This is a genomic window from Nocardioides sp. (assembly GCF_035576065.1).
In the GTDB taxonomy this organism is placed as follows: domain Bacteria; phylum Actinomycetota; class Actinomycetes; order Propionibacteriales; family Nocardioidaceae; genus Nocardioides.
This window is the reverse complement of the sequence record NZ_DATLWX010000018.1, coordinates 1-18,492: the sequence shown is the minus strand read 5'-3', so window position 1 is coordinate 18,492 and position 18,492 is coordinate 1. Positions and strand designations below refer to the sequence as shown.

The window sequence follows — 18,492 nt, the reverse complement described above, 5'->3', positions numbered from 1 at the left end:
CATCGTGACCACCTCCCCCGCACCCACATCACAGGCACAGTCCGCTGACGTCGAGCTCGACCTGACTGGGATGACCTGCGCGTCGTGCGCCAACCGGATCGAGCGCAAGCTCAACAAGGTCGACGGCGTGACTGCACTGGTCAACTACGCCACCGAGCGCGCCAAGGTGACCTACCCGATCACGCTCTCGACCGACGACCTCGTCGCCACCGTCAAGTCGGCCGGGTATGGCGCCACCGTGCACCGGCCGGCCGGAAGCGCCGCTGAGGCCGGAGCCACCGACGGCGACGGAGAGCCACAGGATCACGCTACCGCCACGCTGCGGCACCGGCTGTGGGTCTCGATCGCCCTCACGGTCCCGGTGATCGCGATGGCGATGGTGCCGCCGTTGCAGTTCACCAACTGGCAGTGGGCCTCACTCGTCCTCGCCGCCCCCGTCGTGGTCTGGGGCGGCTGGCAGTTCCACCGCGCCGCCTGGACCAATCTGCGCCACGGCACGTCCACGATGGACACGTTGATCTCGCTCGGCACGCAGGCAGCGCTCGGCTGGTCGCTGTACGCCCTGTTCTTCGGCAGCGCCGGCGAACCAGGGATGAAGCACGCCTTCGAGCTCACGATCGCCCGCACCGACGGCTCGAGCAACATCTACCTCGAGGCCGCGGCAGGCGTGACCACTTTCATCCTGGCCGGCCGCTACCTCGAACAGCGAGCCAAGCGAAAGGCTGGCGCCGCGCTGCGTGCGCTCATGGATCTGGGCGCCAAGGACGTGGCCATTCTCCGCGAAGGCCCCACCGGCCCGGTCGAGGAGCGGATCCCGGTCGACGACCTGACCGTCGGCATGCAGTTCATCGTCCGTCCCGGCGAGAAGGTCGCCACCGACGGCGTGGTCGAGAACGGCGTCTCTGCCGTGGATGCCTCCCTGTTGACCGGCGAGTCCGTCCCCGTCGAGGTCGGCCCTGGCGACACCGTGGTCGGCGCGACGGTCAATGCTGGTGGTCGGCTCGTCGTGCGCGCCACCCGCGTCGGTGCCGACACCCAGCTCGCGCAGATGGCGCGACTGGTCGAGGAGGCCCAGACCGGGAAAGCCGCGGTCCAGCGCCTGGCGGACCGCATCTCCGGAGTGTTCGTGCCGATCGTGATCGTCATCGCGGCCGGCTCGCTCGGATTCTGGCTCGGCACTGGCGCCGGAGCAGCTCAGGCGTTCACCGCCGCGGTCGCCGTACTGATCATCGCGTGCCCGTGCGCCCTCGGTCTCGCCACCCCGACCGCGCTCATGGTCGGCACCGGCCGGGGCGCCCAGCTCGGCATCCTGATCAAGGGCCCCGAGGTCCTGGAGTCCACCCGCAAGGTCGACACCATCGTGCTCGACAAGACCGGCACCATCACCACCGGCCAGATGACCCTGACCGGCGCCGTGCCCGCCGACGGGGAGGACGCCGACCAGCTGCTGCTCCTCGCCGGCGCCATCGAGGACGCCTCCGAGCACCCCATCGCGCGTGCCATCGCGACTGCAGCGACCGAGCACCACGGGCCACTCCCCACGGTCGAAGGATTCTCCAACATCGAAGGTCTCGGAGTGCAGGCCAAGGTCACAGTTGAGGACGCGGCGTACGACGTCATCGTCGGCCGCCTCCGCCTGCTGACCGAGCGGGGTGTCAGCGTGGGCGACGACGTCCGGGCGGCCGCTGCCGCAGCGGAACGCAACGGTGGCACCGCCGTCATCGCCGCCTGGAACGGGCACGCCCGCGGGGTCCTGGTGGTGGCCGACGCCATCAAACCCACCTCCGCCGAGGCGATCCGCCAGTTCCGCAAGCTCGGCCTCCGCCCAGTTCTGCTCACCGGCGACAACTTGACCGTCGCCGCAGCGGTCGCCGCCGAAGTCGGCATCGAACCCGACGCGGTGATCGCCGAAGTCCTCCCCGCCGACAAGGTCGAGGCAGTCAAGCGGCTCCAGAACCAGGGCCGCGTGGTCGCCATGGTCGGCGACGGAGTCAACGACGCAGCCGCCCTGGCGCAGGCAGATCTCGGCTTGGCCATGGGTACGGGCACCGACGTGGCCATCGAGGCCAGCGACCTCACCCTCGTGCGAGGCGACCTGCGTGTGGCCGCCGACGCGATCCGGCTTGCGCGGCGCACGTTGGCGATCATCAAGGGCAACCTGTTCTGGGCATTCGCCTACAACGTCGCCGCCATCCCCCTCGCAGCCGCCGGCATGCTCAACCCGTTGCTCGCCGGCGCTGCCATGGCCTTCTCCTCGGTCTTCGTCGTGACCAACAGCCTGCGGTTGCGACGCTTCAAGGCCGTCAACTGAGCGGACCAGAACCCAGCTTGGTGTGACCCCGAATCAACTACTATGTCACCTAGGGGTTCTTGACGATGCCCTTGGAGACGATGATTGGGAGCAGTGGATGCGGAACCTGGGCTACCTCGAGGCGCTCGTGATGGAGCAGCTGTGGTCCTCGAGCGAACCGCTGTCGGTACGACAGGTTCTCGAGGCGCTGCCCGACGGCCGCAACCGCGCGTACACGACCGTGATGACCGTGATGGACAACCTCTTCCAGAAAAGCTTCGTCGCGCGTGAACGATCGGGACGCGCCTTTGTGTACAGGCCTTCTCAGAGCCGGGCCCAGCACACAGCCGAAGTGATGGAGGAGGCGCTCTCCCGCGACGGCGACCGGGGGGCGGCACTGATGCACTTCGTCGGTCAGCTCGCCTCCGATGAGGCCGCGTCGCTGCGCGCGCTCCTCGACCAGCGTGAACCGTCATGACAACTCCCCTGCTGCTGCTCGGGTTCGCTGCCCTCCTCGGCGGGCTTGCCGGCCAGCCGTTGTCCAGGGCTCGATGGCCGAGGCACGCTCCTCGACTTGCGGTCGCCTTGTGGCAAGCGCTCTGCTTCGGCGTCTTGTCGTCGGTTGTCCTCGGAGCCGCGGCACTGGCCTCGCCGGTGCTGACCGGCGGGGCGGCAGGTGGGCTCGGCGAGTTCCTGGCCCGCTGCCAGTTGGTCCTCCGCGGGGAGACCGATGCGTCTCAATCCCTTGCTCTGGCAGTGTCCGGCCTCCTAGTGGCGATCGCAACGCTCGGACGCGTCGCGTGGTCAGCTGCGACCAGTACCCGTGATGCTCGGCGCACGCGACGCGCTCAGCTCGAGCGGCTCCTGCTAGTCGGACGCAGACTTCGAGGAGACCAGGGCGAGGACCTGGTCCTGCTCGACGATGATCGATCGGCTGCGTACTGCCTGCCCAGCCGCGGTCGCGGCACCATTGTCATCAGCACAGGATCACTTGACCTGCTCGCCGACGACCAGCTTCGCTTGGTGCTCGCCCACGAGCGGGCACACCTGCGTCAGCGGCATCACGTGGCGGCTCAGCTGTCAGCCGTGCTTTGCTCTGCCTTTGGTTGGGTGCCGCTTTTCCGCTACGGAGCAAGTGAGGTGCCGGTCCTGCTGGAGATGGCAGCAGATGACCAAGCCGTGAGGGCAACGGCGACGGACCCTGATCGGGGGACAGATCTGCGTCGTAGCTCGCGTCGACGTCTCGGACATGCCTTAGTCACCCTGGCAACCGCCCAGCCCGCCTCGCCGGCTGGCGCCCTCGCTGCAGCTGGAAACTCGGCGGTCGCTCGCGTCCACAGACTCAGCGAACCGCCGCTGCGCCTGGGGGCAACTCACATCACTCTGCTCGGTCTCGGAGCGCTCACGGCTTTCACGGGCCCCACCTTGGTCACCTCGGCGCCCGCGATCTGCGCAGCAGCCATGGACATCTGTCCCTTTGTGTCCTCCTGAGGGAGACGCCGCAGGGCTCGCGCCCGCAACGAGGGGTGCACGCAGCCCAATCGGGTCAGAGCGACCAAGGGTGCCGGCACGGCCGGTCGAAGCTCAACCCTCGGTTGCGACGTGCTCCGCGGACGGCATGAGACACCACCTGCACTACTACTCGCTATAGTAGAGGGCGACGTCCGCTCCTTCGACAAGTCAGGTCATGTCCATGAAGAAGTCCGCTCCTGCGCTGGGTCTTGCCATGTTCGTCCTGCTGGCGGCAAGCGCGTGCTCGTCCGATGAGGAAAGCACCCCGAACGACGCGAGCGGTTCCGCGCAGGCACCGCAGATGGAGCACATCCATGGGATCGGTGTCGACCCCGGCAGCGGCGCCGTCTACGCCGGGACGCACTACGGGCTCTTCCGCATCGAGGACGGAGCCGCTGCCCGGGTCACGGATCAGGTCCAGGACTACATGGGCTTCACCGTGGCCGGGCCCGACAACTTCTTGGCCAGCGGGCATCCCGGCGAGGGACAGGGTGGTCCCAGCGCGGTCGGGCTGATCGAGAGCACGGATGGCGGAGAGTCCTGGCAGGAGCTCTCACTGGGGGGCGAGGCTGACTTCCATGCCCTGGAGTACCGCCACGACCGGGTCTACGGACTGAACTCGATGACCGGGCAGCTGTTGGTCAGCGACGACAAGGAGTCATGGCAGGAGCTCAGCCGTGAACCGATCGCCGACTTCGCCGTCAGCCCCGACGACGAGAACATCCTGATCGCCACCACCGAGCAGGGATTGAAACAGTCGACCGATGGCGGCAGCACGTTCGAGGTCCTCCCCGAGGCTCCGGTGATGGTGTTCGTCGGGTGGGCCGATGACGGAACCCTTGCGGGCGTGACACCGGACGGTGTCATCTACAGCGCGGACTCACCCGACGCCGGCTGGACCGAGCGCGGGAATGTCGGCGGGCAGCCTGAGGCTCTCACCGTTCATTCGGCTGACGAGATCTACGCCGCCGCGAACGGCACGGTCCTGCTCTCCACCGATGGCGGCGCCACGTTCCGGTCCACCATCGCGCAGTGACCTGTCCTGGCGGACGCCGCTGGCTCATTCGTCGTGCCGATGGTCCTCGTGGGACCCGCGTTCGTCGTACACGAGCGTTCGCGTGACCAGGTGCTCGCCACTGGCGAGCACCTCGCGCACGATTCGGTTCTGTCGATCGACGGTGAGAAGGACGAACACCTTCTCGGCCGGGTATGCCAGCGCAAGCGTCACCTCGCCGTTGGGGTGCACCTGATGGCGGGTGACGGTCACTGCGCGACCCGAGCCGAACGGGCCGGCCGCCAAGTACTCCAGGCCGCTGAAGCGCAAGCGGATGGGCTTCCCGAGGCCGGTCGCGGTGTTGCTGGTGACCTGCTCGTGGAGCGTGAAGTGCTCGACCTCTCGGATCCGGTCCACGGCTTCCTCGAGCCGGCGCTCCTCTGACCGTGGCGGCCAAGCCACTGTCACCGCCGCGCTGCCACCTCCCCAGGTCGCATCGTCGACGCGGACGGTGACGACGTTGTCCCCCTCGACCCAGGTCACGGGCGCGACGAAACAGCCGACGCCGCATCTGCGGAACTCCACCCGGCGCGCTGGCGAACCCTCAGGGGCGACATTGCCGATCAAGTTCATGGCTTCCTGTTCGCGGTTCTGCGTGTCAACGGTGCGCGGCGCTGTCAGCTTGACGACGACCTGACCTTGACTCGCCGACACCCCTACCCCGATGAAGCCGGTCCTCGACCCCAGGCCGACCGAAGGTCCGACGTCTGGTGGCGGAAACGCCAGTGGACTGTTTGCCGAGATTGGTGGCGCCAACACGGTCAGGACACTCGAGATCGCCACCACACCGGCGATGGCGACCAGTTCCGCGCGCGCCGAGATCGCCGGCTGGACCGCTTCGGGGTGACGACCGAGATGTAGTCGCGCCCAGGTGGCCAGCGCGGCCACGAGGAGGACGAAGCTCAGCTTGATCAGCAACCAGCGGCCGTACGAGGTGCCGAGCAGGGCGCCTGCGACGTCGTCGAGCGGGATGATCGCCAGGGCGGCAATTGTCCCGGTCAGCGACACGATCAGGAACAACGCAAGTGCCATGCGTGCATATGCTCGGACAACAGGCGTGGCCCGGCCTCCCCTAAGACGCAACGCGATGCCGACACGGACGACGTGGACCAGGGCCCCGGCCCACACCGCCACGGCCGTGAGGTGAACGGCGATCAGGACGACGCCCCAGGTGCCGGCCTCAACGCCTGGGTGGGCCCGGAACCCCTCCGCCACCGGCACTGCCAGGACGGCCACCCCCGCCAGCCGACGCTGGCCGGCTACGAGGGCTCCCAGCCCGATCGCAAGCGCAGCAACCTCGACGACGGCCACAAGTCCGGGAGTCGAGTCAACGAGGCCAAGGACCCGGTCGGGGTCGAGCCCGCTCGCGAAGGACCCAACCCCCGCAACCAGCACAGCGAGGCCTACAGCAGAGGCCAGGGCCGTCCCTGCACCGATCTTCAACCAAGGCTCGGGCGCCGACGCCGTCCGCCGTGTCAGCCGACCGCCGACGAGTCCACCAAGCACCACGGCGAACCCGGCGAAAAGGCTCCACCGAAGCACTGCCAGAGGCAACGCGCCCTGCGTCTCGGTTCCACTTCCACTGGCGTTCAGAACGGATCCGGAGCCGACCACGAAGCGGAAGTCGCCGATCATCGAGTCTCCATCGAGGGCGACCGCCAGCCACTCGACTCTGTACTCCCCAGCGGGCAGCTCCTCCAGGACTTGAGCGCGGACCACGCTGCTGTCCTCACCTGTCTGCACTGGACCGAGCGTCGCGGCCTGGCCGTTGTCGCCCAGCACGGACAGCGACGTCTTGCCGGCGACAACCGGCTGGTCGAACACCAGCTGGACGATCGGTGGCGAGTTCGGCACCGCCCCGTCGACCGTCGGACTCGTGAACAGAAGCGTCGCGTGGGCGGACGCGGGTCCAGCAGGGAGCACGAGGACGAACAGCACGGCGGCAACGGTCAATGCCGCCCAGCGCTTTGTACCCGCCGTCACACCCCGGACCCTGTAAGACACCCACACCCTCCGCTCGGCTACGAAGCAGCATCGTAGATGAGTACGTCCGTGGCGCGAACTCGGTCGAAGCATGGACCCGTCGATACGCGATCTCATCGGAGGATCTGACCCGGGGCCGGCCCCTCAGTCGGCGCAGTCGTCCTGACTGAGACAGTTGATGCGAATCGGCGTTGCGAAAGGGCCCTGACCGGTGCGCCGTCCTCTAGGGGCGGGGGCGGACCTTGACACAGCTGCGTGTGCGCTGTTCAACCCTCGACGGCGGACAGAATGTTGCAGACGTCGGCGTCTGTGCAGTCGTCCGGATCAAGACGGTGGCTGCGTTCGATGAGAACCTTGAGCTCTGACTCGAGCAACGCCAGGTCTTTGATGCGCGCTCGCACCTCGATGAGCTTGCGCTCGATCAGTGTCGTCACATGGGAGCAAGGGACATTGCCGTCCCCGCGAAGATCGATGACGGTGCCGATCTCGGCCAGCGTGAGGCCTGCTGCCTGAGCGCTCTGAACGAAGCGCAATCGAGGAAGCGTGGATTCGTCGTAGTTGCGGTAGCCGTTGGCTCCACGTTCGGCTGCGGGCAGCAGGCCTTTGCGTTCGTAGAATCTGATGGTCTGGCTGGGTAGGCCGGCAGCGTGGGCGAGCTCTCCGATCAGCATCAGTCCATCCTAGTACTTGACCTTGCACCACGGATCAAGGTTACGGTCGCTTCCTGGACATTTCCCTGCTGTACTTCGACGGCTGCCCCAGCTGGAGGATCGCCGACGAGCATCTTGCCGCCCTCGCCGCAGAACGCCCGGATCTGACCGTCTCGCGTCGCTTGGTCGACACGATCGAGGAGGCCGAACGGGTGGGCTTCCACGGCTCGCCGAGCATCCTGGTGGATGGCGTCGACGCCTTCGCCGAGCCGGGTGACGGGGTCGGCCTGTCGTGCCGGATCTACCGCACACCCGACGGCCTGGCAGGGGCGCCCACGATCGAGCAGCTCCGCGCAGCACTAGTCAGCCAGGACGGCATCTTGCTATGACCCGCAGCTACGACCTGATCGTCATCGGTGCCGGTACGGCGGGTGCCTCCGCTGCTCACAAGTGCGCCTCGCAGGGCTGGAACGTCGCCATCGTCGACGCGCTCCCCTATGGCGGCACCTGCGCTCTGCGGGGGTGCGACCCGAAAAAGATCCTGCGCCGCGGCGCAGAAATCATTGACAGCGCCCGACTGATGCGAGGCAAAGGCATCCAAGACGAGGGCCTCTCGATCAACTGGGCCGATCTGATGAAGCACAAGCACGGCTTCACCTACCCAGTCCCACAGAAAATGGAGGACGGCCTCACCGGCAACGGCATCGACACCCTTCACGGCGCAGCCCGATTCACCAACCGGAACAGCATCGAGATCAATGGCACCCACCACGAGGCGGCACACTTCTTGATCGCCACGGGTGCACGCCCACGACCGCTCGACTTTCCCGGGCACGAACACCTGGTCGACAGCACCGACTTCCTGGACCTGACTGTGCTCCCGCCGCGGATCCTGTTCGTCGGCGGTGGGTTCATCTCCTTCGAGTTCGCCCACATCTCGGCCCGTGCCGGCAGCGTGCCGGTCATCATCGACCGCGGCCCCCGTCCCCTCAAGGGGTTCGACCCCGACCTCGTTGAACTCCTCATCACCCGGGGTTCGGAGGCTGGGATTGAGCTACAGCGTTCAACGGACATCACCGCGATCGAAAAGTCCGATAGCGGCTACCAGGTCACTGTGGAACGATCCTGCCGGTCCGAGACGATGGGGTTCGACCTCATAGTGCATGGCGCAGGTCGGACACCCGAGCTGTCCGGCCTTGAGCTCGACGCAGCGGGGGTCCAGTGGGACGAGCACGGAGTGAACGTCGCGGCTCACCTGCAGAGCACCACGAACCCGGCCGTGTTCGCCGCCGGCGACTCCGCCAACACCCCGGGAATGCCGCTGACACCGGTGGCTGCCTTCGAGGGCAAAGTCGCCGCGTCCAACATGCTCAAAGCCACCACGACCGTCCCTGACTACGCCGGTGTCCCCACCGCGGTGTTCACCATTCCCGAGCTCGCCCGGGTAGGCATGCTCGAACAAGAGACCAAGGACCAAGGCATCGACGTCGACGTCCGCTACAACGACACCAGCGACTGGTACTCCAACTACCGCGTCGGTGAGACCACCGCAGCCGCCGAGATCCTCATCGACCGCTCCAACGACCGGATCGTCGGCGCGCACCTGCTAGGGCCCGAGTACGGCGAACTCATCAACTTCCTTGCCCTGGCGATGAAGCTCGACCTGACCACCCGTCAGCTGAAGTCCATGACCGCCGCCTATCCCACCGTCAGCTCTGACCTCGGCTCCATGCTCTGAGCTTCACGAAACCCACGACTCGATGTCCGATAGGTGCCCCGACTCATGTGAAAGTGTTTTGATTGACAGGGTCTTCGCACCGGCCCACGAAGCGAGGCAGCATGAACCGCCCCGGCGAGTCCGGAGACTCCAGTCCTTGGGAAGGATGGAGTCATGTCAGGGAGAACGTCTACGAGGTATCCGGCAGAGCTGCGTGAGCGGGCGGTCCGGATGGTCACTGAGATCCGACCGGACCATGAGTCCGACTGGCCGCGATGACGCAGGTGGCCACACTGCTTGGGGTTGGGACGCCGGAGACAATCCGGAAGTGGTGCCGCCAGGGCGAGGTCGACGGTGGCAAGCGGCCCGGCGTCACCACCGAGGAGTCAGCCGAGCTGAAGCGGTTGAAGCGAGAGAACGCCGAACTGAAGCGCGCCAACGCGATCCTCAAGAGCGCATCGGTTTTCTTCGCGGCCGAACTCGACCGGCCACAGCGTTGATCGTGACCTACATCGACTCTGTCGCGGGCCGCCGCGACGAGGGCGGTCTGCGATGGGGTGTCGAGTCGATCTGCGCCCAGCTCACCGAGCTGGGCGCCACGATCGCCCCATCGACCTACTACGAGCAACCGCGGTCGTCCACTGACGGCACGCGAGGTGTGCGATGCGGAGCTGAAGCCGAAGATCGCCACTGTCCACGCCACGAACTACGGCGTCTACGGAGCCCGGAAGGTGTGGCTCACGCTGAACCGAGAGCGTCGGGCCGGTGCGCCGCCGATCGCACGGTGCACCGTCGAGCGACTCATGGGCGAGCTCGGCCTGGCCGGCGCCGTGCGCGGGAAGGTCAAGCGGACCACGATCAGCGACCCGCGCACACCGAAACCGCTGGACCTGGTCGACCGGAACTTCGCGCCGCTCGCACCTGACCGGCTGTGGGTGGCCGACTTCACCTATGTCTCGACATGGTCGGGGTGGTGCTACACCGCGTTCGTCATCGACGCCTACGCCCGGCGGATCTTAGGCGCTGGTCGACTGCGACCACGATGACCAGCCAGTTCGTCGTCGACGCGGTCGAGCAGGCCATCTGGACACGGCAACGCGAAGGCAATGCTCAACGGGCTCATCGCGCACCACGACCACGGCGTTCAGTACCTGTCCGTGGCCTATTCCGAGCACCTCGCGACCGCCGGGATCAAGCCCTCGACAGGGGCCGTCGGCTCGTCGTATGACAACGCCCTGGCCGAGTCGGTGATCGGGCTTTACAAGACCGAGCTGATCAAGCCGAGGCAGCCCTGGAAAGGCGTCGATGACCTCGAGATCGCCACCGCCGAATGGGTCGACTGGTTCAACCACCGCCGGCCCTTCGAATACTGCGACGACCTCACACCCGTCGAAGCAGAGCACGCTCACTACGCTCACCACCAGACCCCGACAACCGTTGGAGTCTCAAACTAGAAAGTCTCCGGACTCGCCGGGGCGGTTCAGACCTTCCGAGATCAGGATCGCGCGCGCGAGCTCCCCTAGCTCCTCCGTCAGGTCCAGACAACGCACGCCACTTGACCAGACCGGGAAGGTCGCGACTACGGCTGCGGTACGAGCCGTCCACTGGTTCAGCCCGCCGCCATCTGCCGCACTCAACCGCTCATCTCTTCCGCCTCAGGCCCTGGGGCTCGATCCCCGGTCGTGGTGTCCGAGGTCGTCGCTTCGCAGTGCCGCGATCTCGCCTCGAAGTTGCGCGATCTCTTGCGACAGGGCTGGATCTTCTACGGACTCGCGACCTGGGGGCGCCACCATGCAGTGACCTCGGCGCATCGGCCGGATACAGGTGAAGTAGGTAAGGACGAGCGCCACCACGGTGACACCCACGGGGAGAAACGTCTCCATCAGCCGCGATCCACGGAGCCGGCACCGGTGGAGTAGTTGCCGGTCTCGCCGCGCTGCTGCCCTGCGCGCAGCTGGTCGACCTCGGCACGTAGACGCGTCAGTTCGTCGGCGCTGCTGGTGGACTCCGGGCCCACCGTGGCTGTGGACTTGCTACCGCGCATCATGATCCACATCATCGCGCCCATGCCGAGCGGACAAGCGAGAAGGGCAAGGGGGTAGAGGAGTTCAGCCATGGGACTTCCTTTGGTCTAAGAAACACTCGGATGCGCCTTCTCCTGATACTACTACCCTACATCGTAGATGGTCATCCATACCTGTGACTCCCTGCCCAGTACTCGCTGACCTTGTCCGAAACTGAAGTACGCGGTTGAGCGAGGCCAACAGTGCGAGATGGCTGGTAGTGGACAAGGGCCCCCATCTACGGTTTCCAGGGCTGAGGCCTCTCGTTCCATCGGTTTTGGCCGTGCGTCTGCCTGAAGGGGCGCGTGACATGGACGTGACACGGCGCATGACCACGCGTCCCTGACCAGCGAAAACAACGCAGTTCTGGTAGTACTACGACATCTAGGGGTCACCACCTCTCTGACCTGCGGGTTTAGGCATCGCCGACTCCCCCAGTCCGCAGGGAGTCCGCAGAACGCAGAGAATCCGCACGGGCCGTCATCACATTGCTGATGGCGGCTCGTGTGCTTTGGTCGGCGTCCGGCCGCATGTGGCTGTAGGTGTCCAGCGTCGTCACCATGATGATCTTCAACACCGTCCGACCCGTGAGCCTCGCCACCCTCGCTGAACCTTCACACGTGCTCCACCCTTCCCAGCTGTAGCGGCCCCTACCGTCGCTCAACGTGACCACCACGACCACCCAGCCGGCCCGCAGCGATGTCCTGCCTGGCAGCCACGTCGTGAGCCGCCCCGCAGTCCTCTCTGCCATCGCCCTGAGGGGGGCCCCATGATCGAGATCTTGTTCGCCGGGGCTGCCTGCCTCATCGCTGCGGCGATGTGGATGCCGTTGTCAATACGGCGCAGGGCGCTGATCACGACAAGTGCACTGGCAGCGTCAGCAGGGTTCGTCGCGTGGTCGGACGTCGGACTCCGTTGGCAGCACGTGCCGGTCGCCGTCGCGGGCGTCATTGCCTTGGCGGTGGGCCTGCTCCGAATGAGGAAGACCCCCGACCGGACTCGCCGGGTTCGCGTCGGCCTGCGCTGCGCAGCCATCGTCACGACAGTCGGCTGCGTGGCATTGGCTGTACTTGGCGGCGCCGCCGCCTGGGCCTTCCGTCCTGTCCTGCTTCCAACGCCGACGGGGCCCGCGTCCGTCGGCACCACCGTCATGGAGTGGATCGACGTCGACCGAGAAGAGCCAGCCACGGCGCATCGCGCTGACCACCGGACAGTGGTCGTTCAGATCTGGTATCCGTCGACGACCCAGACACGGACCAACCAGGGCGCCCGATACCTGGCACCGACCGCGAGTGCAGCTTCGACCACGGCCAGCGGGATGAGCGCCAGCTACGGATTCCCTTCTTTCGTGCTGAACGACGCCGCGCGGGCCCGGACGAGCGCAGCGGAAGGGGCACCCGCTGCGACCCGGTCCGGGGGCTCCCCGGTGGTCTTGTTCTCCCCGGGCCTGGGCGGGGTGCGCACGCAGAACACGGCGTGGGCGCAGGAGCTCGCCAGTCATGGCTACGTCGTGGTTGCACTTGACCACCCGTATGACTCCGCGGCCGTCGTACTCGGCGACGGGACGGTGTTGCGGAGTCGACTGGCGGCCACGGGGGACGAGGCCGCGGACGACCTTGCCGCCGCGGAGTGGACGGCCATCCGGGCAGCAGACCTGCAGTTCGCCCTCACCCAGCTCGAACGCCTGAATCAGCGACCCGGCAACCTGCTCCATGGTCGCCTCGACACAAGCCGATCTGTCGTGACCGGCCATTCCCTGGGCGGCGGTGCCGCCATCCAAGCCGCCGCACAGGACGCGCGCTTCCGTGCCGTCGTCAACATCGACGGGTTCCCCCGCTACGTCCCGGCAGAACAGTTGAAGCAGCCACTGTTAGCACTGGTGGCTGGGGCGGGCACCGGGAGCAAGGCCGGGGACGCCACGTATGAGCGCCAGCTGGAGAATGTGCTTCAGCTCAGCGCGGCACCCAGTTACCGGCTGGTGGTCCCAAGGGCGGGTCACCTGAGCTTTACTGACGCGGCCCTGTTCTTCCCACCGGTCCCGTCACTTTTCGGCTCGCTGAGCCGAACCCATGGTTTCGAGACCACAACGGCCACGACCCTTGCGTTTCTCGACGCGACTGTGGGCCAAGGTGCAGCTGACCTCGTCACCGAGCTTGGTGAGTACGGAACCCTGACCTCCTATCCGCGTCAATGAGTAGGGCCCGTCCGAGCGTTCGGGGATGGAGGGCTCACCGCGTCGTACGCCGACGGGCGGCCGCAGGACGTGAGGGCGACCGACCGCGCCAAGCCAGTCGGCAGCATGGCAAGGCTCAGGCGACGCAGGAGAAGTCGACCAGCCAACTGCTGGCGGCCCATTAGGCCAGAGGTGCCACCCACGCGCCGATCACCCAAGCCCAAGGGCTGCAAAGGACGGCACTTGCCGCGAGACCGATGAGATAGACGGCAACGGCGGGATGGTGAAGGCGAGGACCCCAGGTGCCGCAAGAGCTGCGGAACTTCGCAACCCGACCCCCCGCGTCGCGGTTTCGTCCGTGGTCATGCGTCACTCGATCCTTTGCGTAGGTTGCCCGGTGGCCCCTGTTGACCGACGGCCACGCGAGGCCTGCACCGGTGCAGCTCCCACCTACGGCGCCGTGCGGGGCCAGCTCCAGGCGGAGCGAAGGATGTAGGCGAGGATTGCCACCTCGACCATGGCGCCGAGGCCGTAGAAGTACACCCAGGACTCGTCGACCTCGTTGAACGCGGCGATGGGGATGCAGAGCGATGCCACGACAAGGTTGAGCATGCGGCTGCAACGGGTGGGCAGTGCCATGGAGAACAAGATCATGAGGGCCGGGGTTCCCACGATCAGGAGCGACGTGACGACGAAGGTCTGGTTGAGACTGAAGTCCTGCTCGGTGCCACCGGTCCTCCGGCTCGATATGCCTGGCCTCCGGCACGGGCGAAATCCCATACTTTCGGCGACTTCCGCGCGGGACCGCACGGACCATCAGCCGGGCCTGGCCGAAGGAACAGGAAGACACGAGGCTTTCAGCCGATCCGGATCCGCGCTCGCGTCCCTACGCTTGGCAGGTGAGGACAACCCATGACTGGCTGCAGACTGATGCCGACGACGTCGAGAGGCCACCGCAACGCCTGCCCCGCGACTGGGCGCTGTTTGCGCTGATCGCCGGCGCGGCACTGGCTGAAGTGGGCTTCCGCACCGACATGACCTGGCGGTGGGCGGGCCTTGTCGTCGGCCTCGTGCTGGCGACGGCCACGCTGTGGCGTAGGACGCATCCGGTAGCCGCAGTAGCGCTCGGTTTCGGGATCTCCATGGCGGTCGACCTCGCCGTGGCAGTTGTCGGCGCCGACAGCCTCTCGCTGAACGTCGGATTGGCCGTACTCATTCTCATCTACGCACTGTTCCGGTGGGGCACGGGTCGCCAGGCGGCCATCGGTTCCGCGATCGCACTGACGGGCGGGGCGATGAGCGTCATCTCCCCTTCGACGAGCGCTGCGGATGTCATGGTCGGACTCCCAGTGCTGCTGTTCCCAGCCGCCTTGGGCGCTTCCGTCCGGTACCGCCGCATCGTTCGAAACCAACAGTTCGAACGTGTCCGCTTCGAAGAGCGCGACACGCTTGCACGGGAACTGCACGACACGGTGGCCCACCACGTCTCAGCGATCGCCATCCAGGCCCAGGCGGGGAAGGTCTTGGTCACCGCAGGCGATCTGGCAGGGACTGTCGAGAGTCTTTCCCTCATCGAGAAGCAGGCGACACTCAGCCTCACGGAGATGCGTTCGGTAGTCGCTGCCCTCCGCCGCGAAGGTGAAGCATCAGACATGCCTGCGACTCGTGGCATGAAAGACATCGAGGAGCTCGCCACCGCTCAGGGGACAGCTGGCCCGCGAGTCGAGGTAGACGTACGAGGAGACCTGGACCCCCTGCGTCCCGGCGTCCCGGCCGCGATGTTCCGCGTCGCTCAGGAGTCAGTGACCAACGCCAAGCGGCACGCCCCTCACGCAACCTGTGTCCGCGTCGTCGTTGTCGGTCAAGCCAAGGCTGTGCACCTGAGTGTCACCGACGATGGCGATCGAGTTGCTCCGGGATCGCGGGGCCACGGATACGGTCTTGTCGGTATGGAGGAACGTGTCACTCTGCTCGGAGGAACGTTCCAGGCGGGTCCCCTGCCGGAGCGTGGCTGGACCGTCCAAGCCGTCATCCCCCGCTCAGGGAGGCCAGAGTGACCATCCGCGTACTCATCGCTGACGACCAGGACATCATCCGCAGCGGTCTCACCACGATCCTCAACGGGCAACCCGACATCGAAGTCGTCGGACAGGCGGTCGACGGGCGCGAAGCAGTCGACCTGGCGCACCGTCTGCGTCCGGACGTGTGCCTCTTTGACATCCGCATGCCACACCTGGACGGCGTCGAAGCCACCCGGCTCCTGGCCGGGCCCGACGTCGAGGACCCGTTCGCAGTGGTGGTCATCACGACCTTCGACACCGACGCCTACGTCAGCGGCGCTCTGCGAGCAGGCGCCAAGGGGTTCCTTCTCAAGGATGCCGGGCCTGAGCTGCTCGTCCAGGCCATCCACGCCGCGGCGGAGGGCGATGCCCTCATCGCACCGGCCATCACGACTCGCCTCCTCGCCAAGTTCGCCGAGACTGCGACGTCATCGACCCCGATGCAACCGCTCAGTCCCCTCACGGAGCGCGAGGAACAGGTCCTCGTCACCGTGGCCACCGGCAGGACCAACGCCGAGATCGCCAAGGAACTTCACATCAGTCTCAGTACCGTGAAGTTTCATCTGTCCAGTCTCATGACCAAGATCGAAGCGCGGAACCGCGTGGAGATCGCCATCTGGGCGTACGAAACCAAGCGGGTCAAGCCATGACGCGACTCGTCACCTGCTGCTCGAAGCGGTCCGCGCCGCCCACCGCGGGGACATGCTGGTCTCGCCGTCGCTCACCGTCCGCTTGCTCGACCACTTCTCCGAGGTGGCGCCATCGGCCGAGGTCCGGCAGCCCGCCGTCCCTCTGACCGCCCGGGAGGAGGAGGTCCTCCGCGCAGCAGCCCGAGGGCGGAGCAACGCCGAGATCGCCGAAGAACTCCATATTTCCCTGGGGGTACGGTGAAGTCCCACCTGTCGAGCCTCCCGACCAAGATCGACGCCCGCAACCGGGTCGAGCTGTCCGCCTACGCCTGGGAGAGCGGCCTCATGAGCTCGTAGCCGCTCGGGCGCTGCACCATCGCCCTGCGACCGACCTCAGGCACAGTCCCGGCCCCGTACTTTCGGTCAAGGCAAGACTGGCCATCGAACCGATGTGCGCACGACGCGATGCCGCGAGGGTTGAGCCCACGATCACGGCGAATCAGTGATCCGGAGGTGGCGCCACGCCTCCTATCTGCCCTGAGTGCTCCTCCATGTCCTGGCCGCCGTCGCGCTCGGGGCACTGCTGCGGTGCACCCCATCCCATGAAGTCCCCCGAAAGGACGACCATGAAACACCACCGAACCCGACTCGTCACTACCGTCTGCGGCCTCGCCGTACTCGTTGCCGGCGGGTTGCTGACTACCGGGTCCACATCGGCACAACCACCCACCACCTCACCATCCAACATCTCAGCAACGGGGGAGACCTCGCCCCCTTCGCTCACCTACGCAGCCCGAGGCACGCACGCGGTTGGCTATCGTGTTTTCACCACCACCGGTGCCCAGCGGCGATCCCTGACGCTGCGGGCGTGGTACCCGGCACGCCGACTTGATGACAAGCAGCCGGCGAAGATCACGTACACCGCGCCCAACAAGTTCGACGAGCAGATCACACCAGGCAAGAACATCACCTCGGTCGGCGCAGCGCTCAAGAACGGCCGACCCCAACGGACCGCTGAGCCATACCCGCTCGTGGTCTTCTCCCATGGCTACGGGCTGAGCCCGATCGTGTACAGCACGTTGGTGGAGCACTACGCATCACGGGGCTATGTCGTTCTCGGGTCGGAACACAACGAGACCTTCGACGGGTCGCTCACTGGATTCTGGAAGGCGCTGATCGACAGGCCTGTCGACATCGGGCGCACCATCGACCATGCGGAACGACTCACCAAGCCCGGAGCGCCTTTGGCCGGAATGATCGACCTGGACAACATCGCCGTCGTTGGTCACTCCTACGGCGGGTACACCGCACTCGCGGCTGGTGGTGCACGGTTCGACTTCGCGGCCTACAAGGCCCGCTGCGCGGCGCTGTCAGCAGATGATCCCCGCAACTTCTTCTGCGGTCCCGTGGTTCCCAAGGAATCAGACATGGCCACCCGAGCCGGACTTGACGAGGTCCCCTCCGGCCTGTGGCCGTCCATGGGCGACCCGCGAGTCAAGGCCGTGATCTCGATGGCCGGCGACGCATATCTCTTCGATCAGCGCGGCCTTGCAAAACTTGAGGTCCCCGTCATGGCCATGGGTGGAACGGTCGACGAAGGCACTCCCTACACGTGGGGCGCGAAACCCACCTACGACCACGCAGCGAGCAGGGACAAGACGCTCGTCACCTTTCCCGGCGCAGGCCACATGCTCTTCGTCGACCCGTGCAAGAAGCTCCCTTGGACCCAGGACTCCTTCTTCCGCGACGGGCTTTGCAAGGACGCCGTCTGGGACAAGCGACCCCTGGGCATCGTGGCGCACTACACCACTGCGTTCCTTCGCGACACACTCAACGCCGACCCCAAGGCTCGGGCCGCACTCGCCGGTGAACAGCCCAACCTCGACCACGTCAAGTACAAGACCACAATTCAACGTTGACGGTGGGACCGTCGGGGTCTGCCCAGACTTTGGTTGACACCTGACCTGTGAGGATTCGTCCACGCTGGGAGGTTGCCGATCATGGGTTCGCGACGACGTCGTGGCCACGGCCCTCTCGTCCTTGAACTGGCCGCGACCGGTGCCTGCTCCAGGGTGCCGGTCGCGGTGGCGTGCAGGGTCCTGGACCTGACGACGCAGAGCCACTCCGAGTGAGATCGACCTCAGGAACAGGCCCGGCGCCGTACTTTCGGTTGGATCAAGACTGGCCATCGAACCGATGTGCGCACGACCCGATGCCGCGAGGGTTGACCCCATGATCACTGTTGAGTCACTGACCCGGAGGTACGCCGGCTTCACCGCCGTCGACAACGTCTCCTTCACCGCCCAGCCCGGTCGCGTCACCGGCTTCCTCGGCCCCAACGGCGCCGGAAAATCCACCACC

At 66.5% G+C, this 18,492-nt stretch carries 16 protein-coding genes and 1 pseudogene; 13 read left to right on the top strand and 4 right to left on the bottom strand.

Translation table 11 applies throughout. From position 1 onward, the window contains the following. The first annotated feature begins 70 nt into the window (after nt 1–70). From VNJ48_RS09580 to VNJ48_RS09570, 4 genes are all read left to right on the top strand, one after another. Nucleotides 71–2,311: a heavy metal translocating P-type ATPase gene (locus VNJ48_RS09580; RefSeq protein WP_325601752.1), complete on the top strand. Its 2,241-nt coding sequence runs from the start codon at nt 71–73 to the stop codon at nt 2,309–2,311. A 97-nt stretch (nt 2,312–2,408) separates the two neighbouring features. After that, nucleotides 2,409–2,768 carry a BlaI/MecI/CopY family transcriptional regulator gene (locus VNJ48_RS09575; protein WP_325601469.1) on the top strand — a complete coding sequence of 120 codons (360 nt, stop codon included), beginning with the start codon at nt 2,409–2,411 and terminating at the stop codon, nt 2,766–2,768. Continuing rightward, on the top strand, nt 2,765–3,781 hold the full coding sequence (locus VNJ48_RS22650) for a M56 family metallopeptidase (protein WP_414689936.1): 1,017 nt from the start codon (nt 2,765–2,767) through the stop codon (nt 3,779–3,781). The genes VNJ48_RS09575 and VNJ48_RS22650 overlap by 4 nt, the downstream gene beginning before the upstream one ends. Before the next feature lie 202 nt (nt 3,782–3,983). Next, entirely contained in the window at nt 3,984–4,838 is an 855-nt protein-coding gene (locus tag VNJ48_RS09570) for a F510_1955 family glycosylhydrolase (RefSeq protein WP_325601467.1), read from the top strand. A gap of 24 nt (nt 4,839–4,862) precedes the next feature. On the opposite strand, the gene VNJ48_RS09565 is transcribed toward VNJ48_RS09570, so the two are convergent. Both VNJ48_RS09565 and VNJ48_RS09560 read right to left on the bottom strand, forming a co-directional pair. Then, nucleotides 4,863–6,839, bottom strand: coding sequence for a copper resistance protein CopC (locus tag VNJ48_RS09565; RefSeq protein WP_325601465.1), 1,977 nt, complete (start codon nt 6,837–6,839; stop codon nt 4,863–4,865). A gap of 266 nt (nt 6,840–7,105) precedes the next feature. After that, entirely contained in the window at nt 7,106–7,510 is a 405-nt protein-coding gene (locus tag VNJ48_RS09560) for a heavy metal-responsive transcriptional regulator (RefSeq protein ID WP_325601463.1), read from the bottom strand. 161 nt (nt 7,511–7,671) lie between these two features. On the opposite strand from VNJ48_RS09560, the gene VNJ48_RS09555 reads away from it, so the two are divergent. The 3 genes and pseudogenes from VNJ48_RS09555 to VNJ48_RS09545 all read left to right on the top strand — a co-directional run bounded on the left by VNJ48_RS09555 (nt 7,672) and on the right by VNJ48_RS09545 (nt 10,660). After that, complete coding sequence (locus VNJ48_RS09555) at nt 7,672–7,878, top strand: hypothetical protein (protein ID WP_325601461.1); 207 nt, start codon at nt 7,672–7,674, stop codon at nt 7,876–7,878. Beyond that, nucleotides 7,875–9,227 (top strand): NAD(P)/FAD-dependent oxidoreductase, encoded by a 1,353-nt coding sequence (locus VNJ48_RS09550; RefSeq protein WP_325601459.1) that lies wholly within the window; start codon nt 7,875–7,877, stop codon nt 9,225–9,227. The genes VNJ48_RS09555 and VNJ48_RS09550 overlap by 4 nt, the downstream gene beginning before the upstream one ends. Nucleotides 9,228–9,380: 153 nt before the next feature. Then, a pseudogene (locus tag VNJ48_RS09545) lies at nt 9,381–10,660 on the top strand (IS3 family transposase). A gap of 428 nt (nt 10,661–11,088) precedes the next feature. Here VNJ48_RS09545 and VNJ48_RS09540 read toward each other — a convergent pair. Next, nucleotides 11,089–11,322: a hypothetical protein gene (locus VNJ48_RS09540; protein ID WP_325601457.1), complete on the bottom strand. Its 234-nt coding sequence runs from the start codon at nt 11,320–11,322 to the stop codon at nt 11,089–11,091. 716 nt (nt 11,323–12,038) lie between these two features. Here VNJ48_RS09540 and VNJ48_RS09535 point away from each other — a divergent pair. Continuing rightward, nucleotides 12,039–13,463, top strand: a complete 1,425-nt coding sequence (locus VNJ48_RS09535; RefSeq protein ID WP_325601455.1) for an alpha/beta hydrolase family protein — start codon at nt 12,039–12,041, stop codon at nt 13,461–13,463. 429 nt (nt 13,464–13,892) lie between these two features. Here the strand turns inward: VNJ48_RS09535 and VNJ48_RS09530 are convergent, their stop codons facing one another. Continuing rightward, nucleotides 13,893–14,081: a hypothetical protein gene (locus VNJ48_RS09530; RefSeq protein ID WP_325601453.1), complete on the bottom strand. Its 189-nt coding sequence runs from the start codon at nt 14,079–14,081 to the stop codon at nt 13,893–13,895. Nucleotides 14,082–14,341: 260 nt separating this feature from the next. On the opposite strand from VNJ48_RS09530, the gene VNJ48_RS09525 reads away from it, so the two are divergent. The 5 genes from VNJ48_RS09525 to VNJ48_RS09505 all read left to right on the top strand — a co-directional run. Further along, complete coding sequence (locus VNJ48_RS09525; RefSeq protein WP_325601451.1) at nt 14,342–15,499, top strand: sensor histidine kinase; 1,158 nt, start codon at nt 14,342–14,344, stop codon at nt 15,497–15,499. Beyond that, entirely contained in the window at nt 15,496–16,152 is a 657-nt protein-coding gene (locus tag VNJ48_RS09520; protein ID WP_325601449.1) for a response regulator transcription factor, read from the top strand. Before VNJ48_RS09525 ends, VNJ48_RS09520 begins: the two co-directional genes overlap by 4 nt. A gap of 52 nt (nt 16,153–16,204) precedes the next feature. Further along, complete coding sequence (locus VNJ48_RS22600) at nt 16,205–16,393, top strand: LuxR C-terminal-related transcriptional regulator (protein WP_349255866.1); 189 nt, start codon at nt 16,205–16,207, stop codon at nt 16,391–16,393. A 364-nt stretch (nt 16,394–16,757) separates the two neighbouring features. Continuing rightward, complete coding sequence (locus tag VNJ48_RS09510) at nt 16,758–18,050, top strand: alpha/beta hydrolase family protein (RefSeq protein ID WP_325601445.1); 1,293 nt, start codon at nt 16,758–16,760, stop codon at nt 18,048–18,050. Nucleotides 18,051–18,363: 313 nt separating this feature from the next. Next, on the top strand, nt 18,364–18,492 hold a 129-nt coding region (locus VNJ48_RS09505), incomplete at its 3' end, for an ATP-binding cassette domain-containing protein (protein WP_325600189.1).

Coding starts and splice junctions, on each gene's coding strand:
- VNJ48_RS09580 (WP_325601752.1), top strand. CDS start 71: ATGACCTGCGCGTCGTGCGCCAACCGGATCGAGCGCAAGCTCAACAAG.
- VNJ48_RS22600 (WP_349255866.1), top strand. CDS start 16,205: ATGCTGGTCTCGCCGTCGCTCACCGTCCGCTTGCTCGACCACTTCTCC.
- VNJ48_RS09560 (WP_325601463.1), bottom strand. CDS start 7,510: ATGCTGATCGGAGAGCTCGCCCACGCTGCCGGCCTACCCAGCCAGACC.
- VNJ48_RS09575 (WP_325601469.1), top strand. CDS start 2,409: ATGCGGAACCTGGGCTACCTCGAGGCGCTCGTGATGGAGCAGCTGTGG.
- VNJ48_RS22650 (WP_414689936.1), top strand. CDS start 2,765: ATGACAACTCCCCTGCTGCTGCTCGGGTTCGCTGCCCTCCTCGGCGGG.
- VNJ48_RS09570 (WP_325601467.1), top strand. CDS start 3,984: ATGAAGAAGTCCGCTCCTGCGCTGGGTCTTGCCATGTTCGTCCTGCTG.
- VNJ48_RS09550 (WP_325601459.1), top strand. CDS start 7,875: ATGACCCGCAGCTACGACCTGATCGTCATCGGTGCCGGTACGGCGGGT.
- VNJ48_RS09540 (WP_325601457.1), bottom strand. CDS start 11,322: ATGGCTGAACTCCTCTACCCCCTTGCCCTTCTCGCTTGTCCGCTCGGC.
- VNJ48_RS09510 (WP_325601445.1), top strand. CDS start 16,758: ATGAAACACCACCGAACCCGACTCGTCACTACCGTCTGCGGCCTCGCC.
- VNJ48_RS09535 (WP_325601455.1), top strand. CDS start 12,039: ATGATCGAGATCTTGTTCGCCGGGGCTGCCTGCCTCATCGCTGCGGCG.
- VNJ48_RS09530 (WP_325601453.1), bottom strand. CDS start 14,081: ATGGCACTGCCCACCCGTTGCAGCCGCATGCTCAACCTTGTCGTGGCA.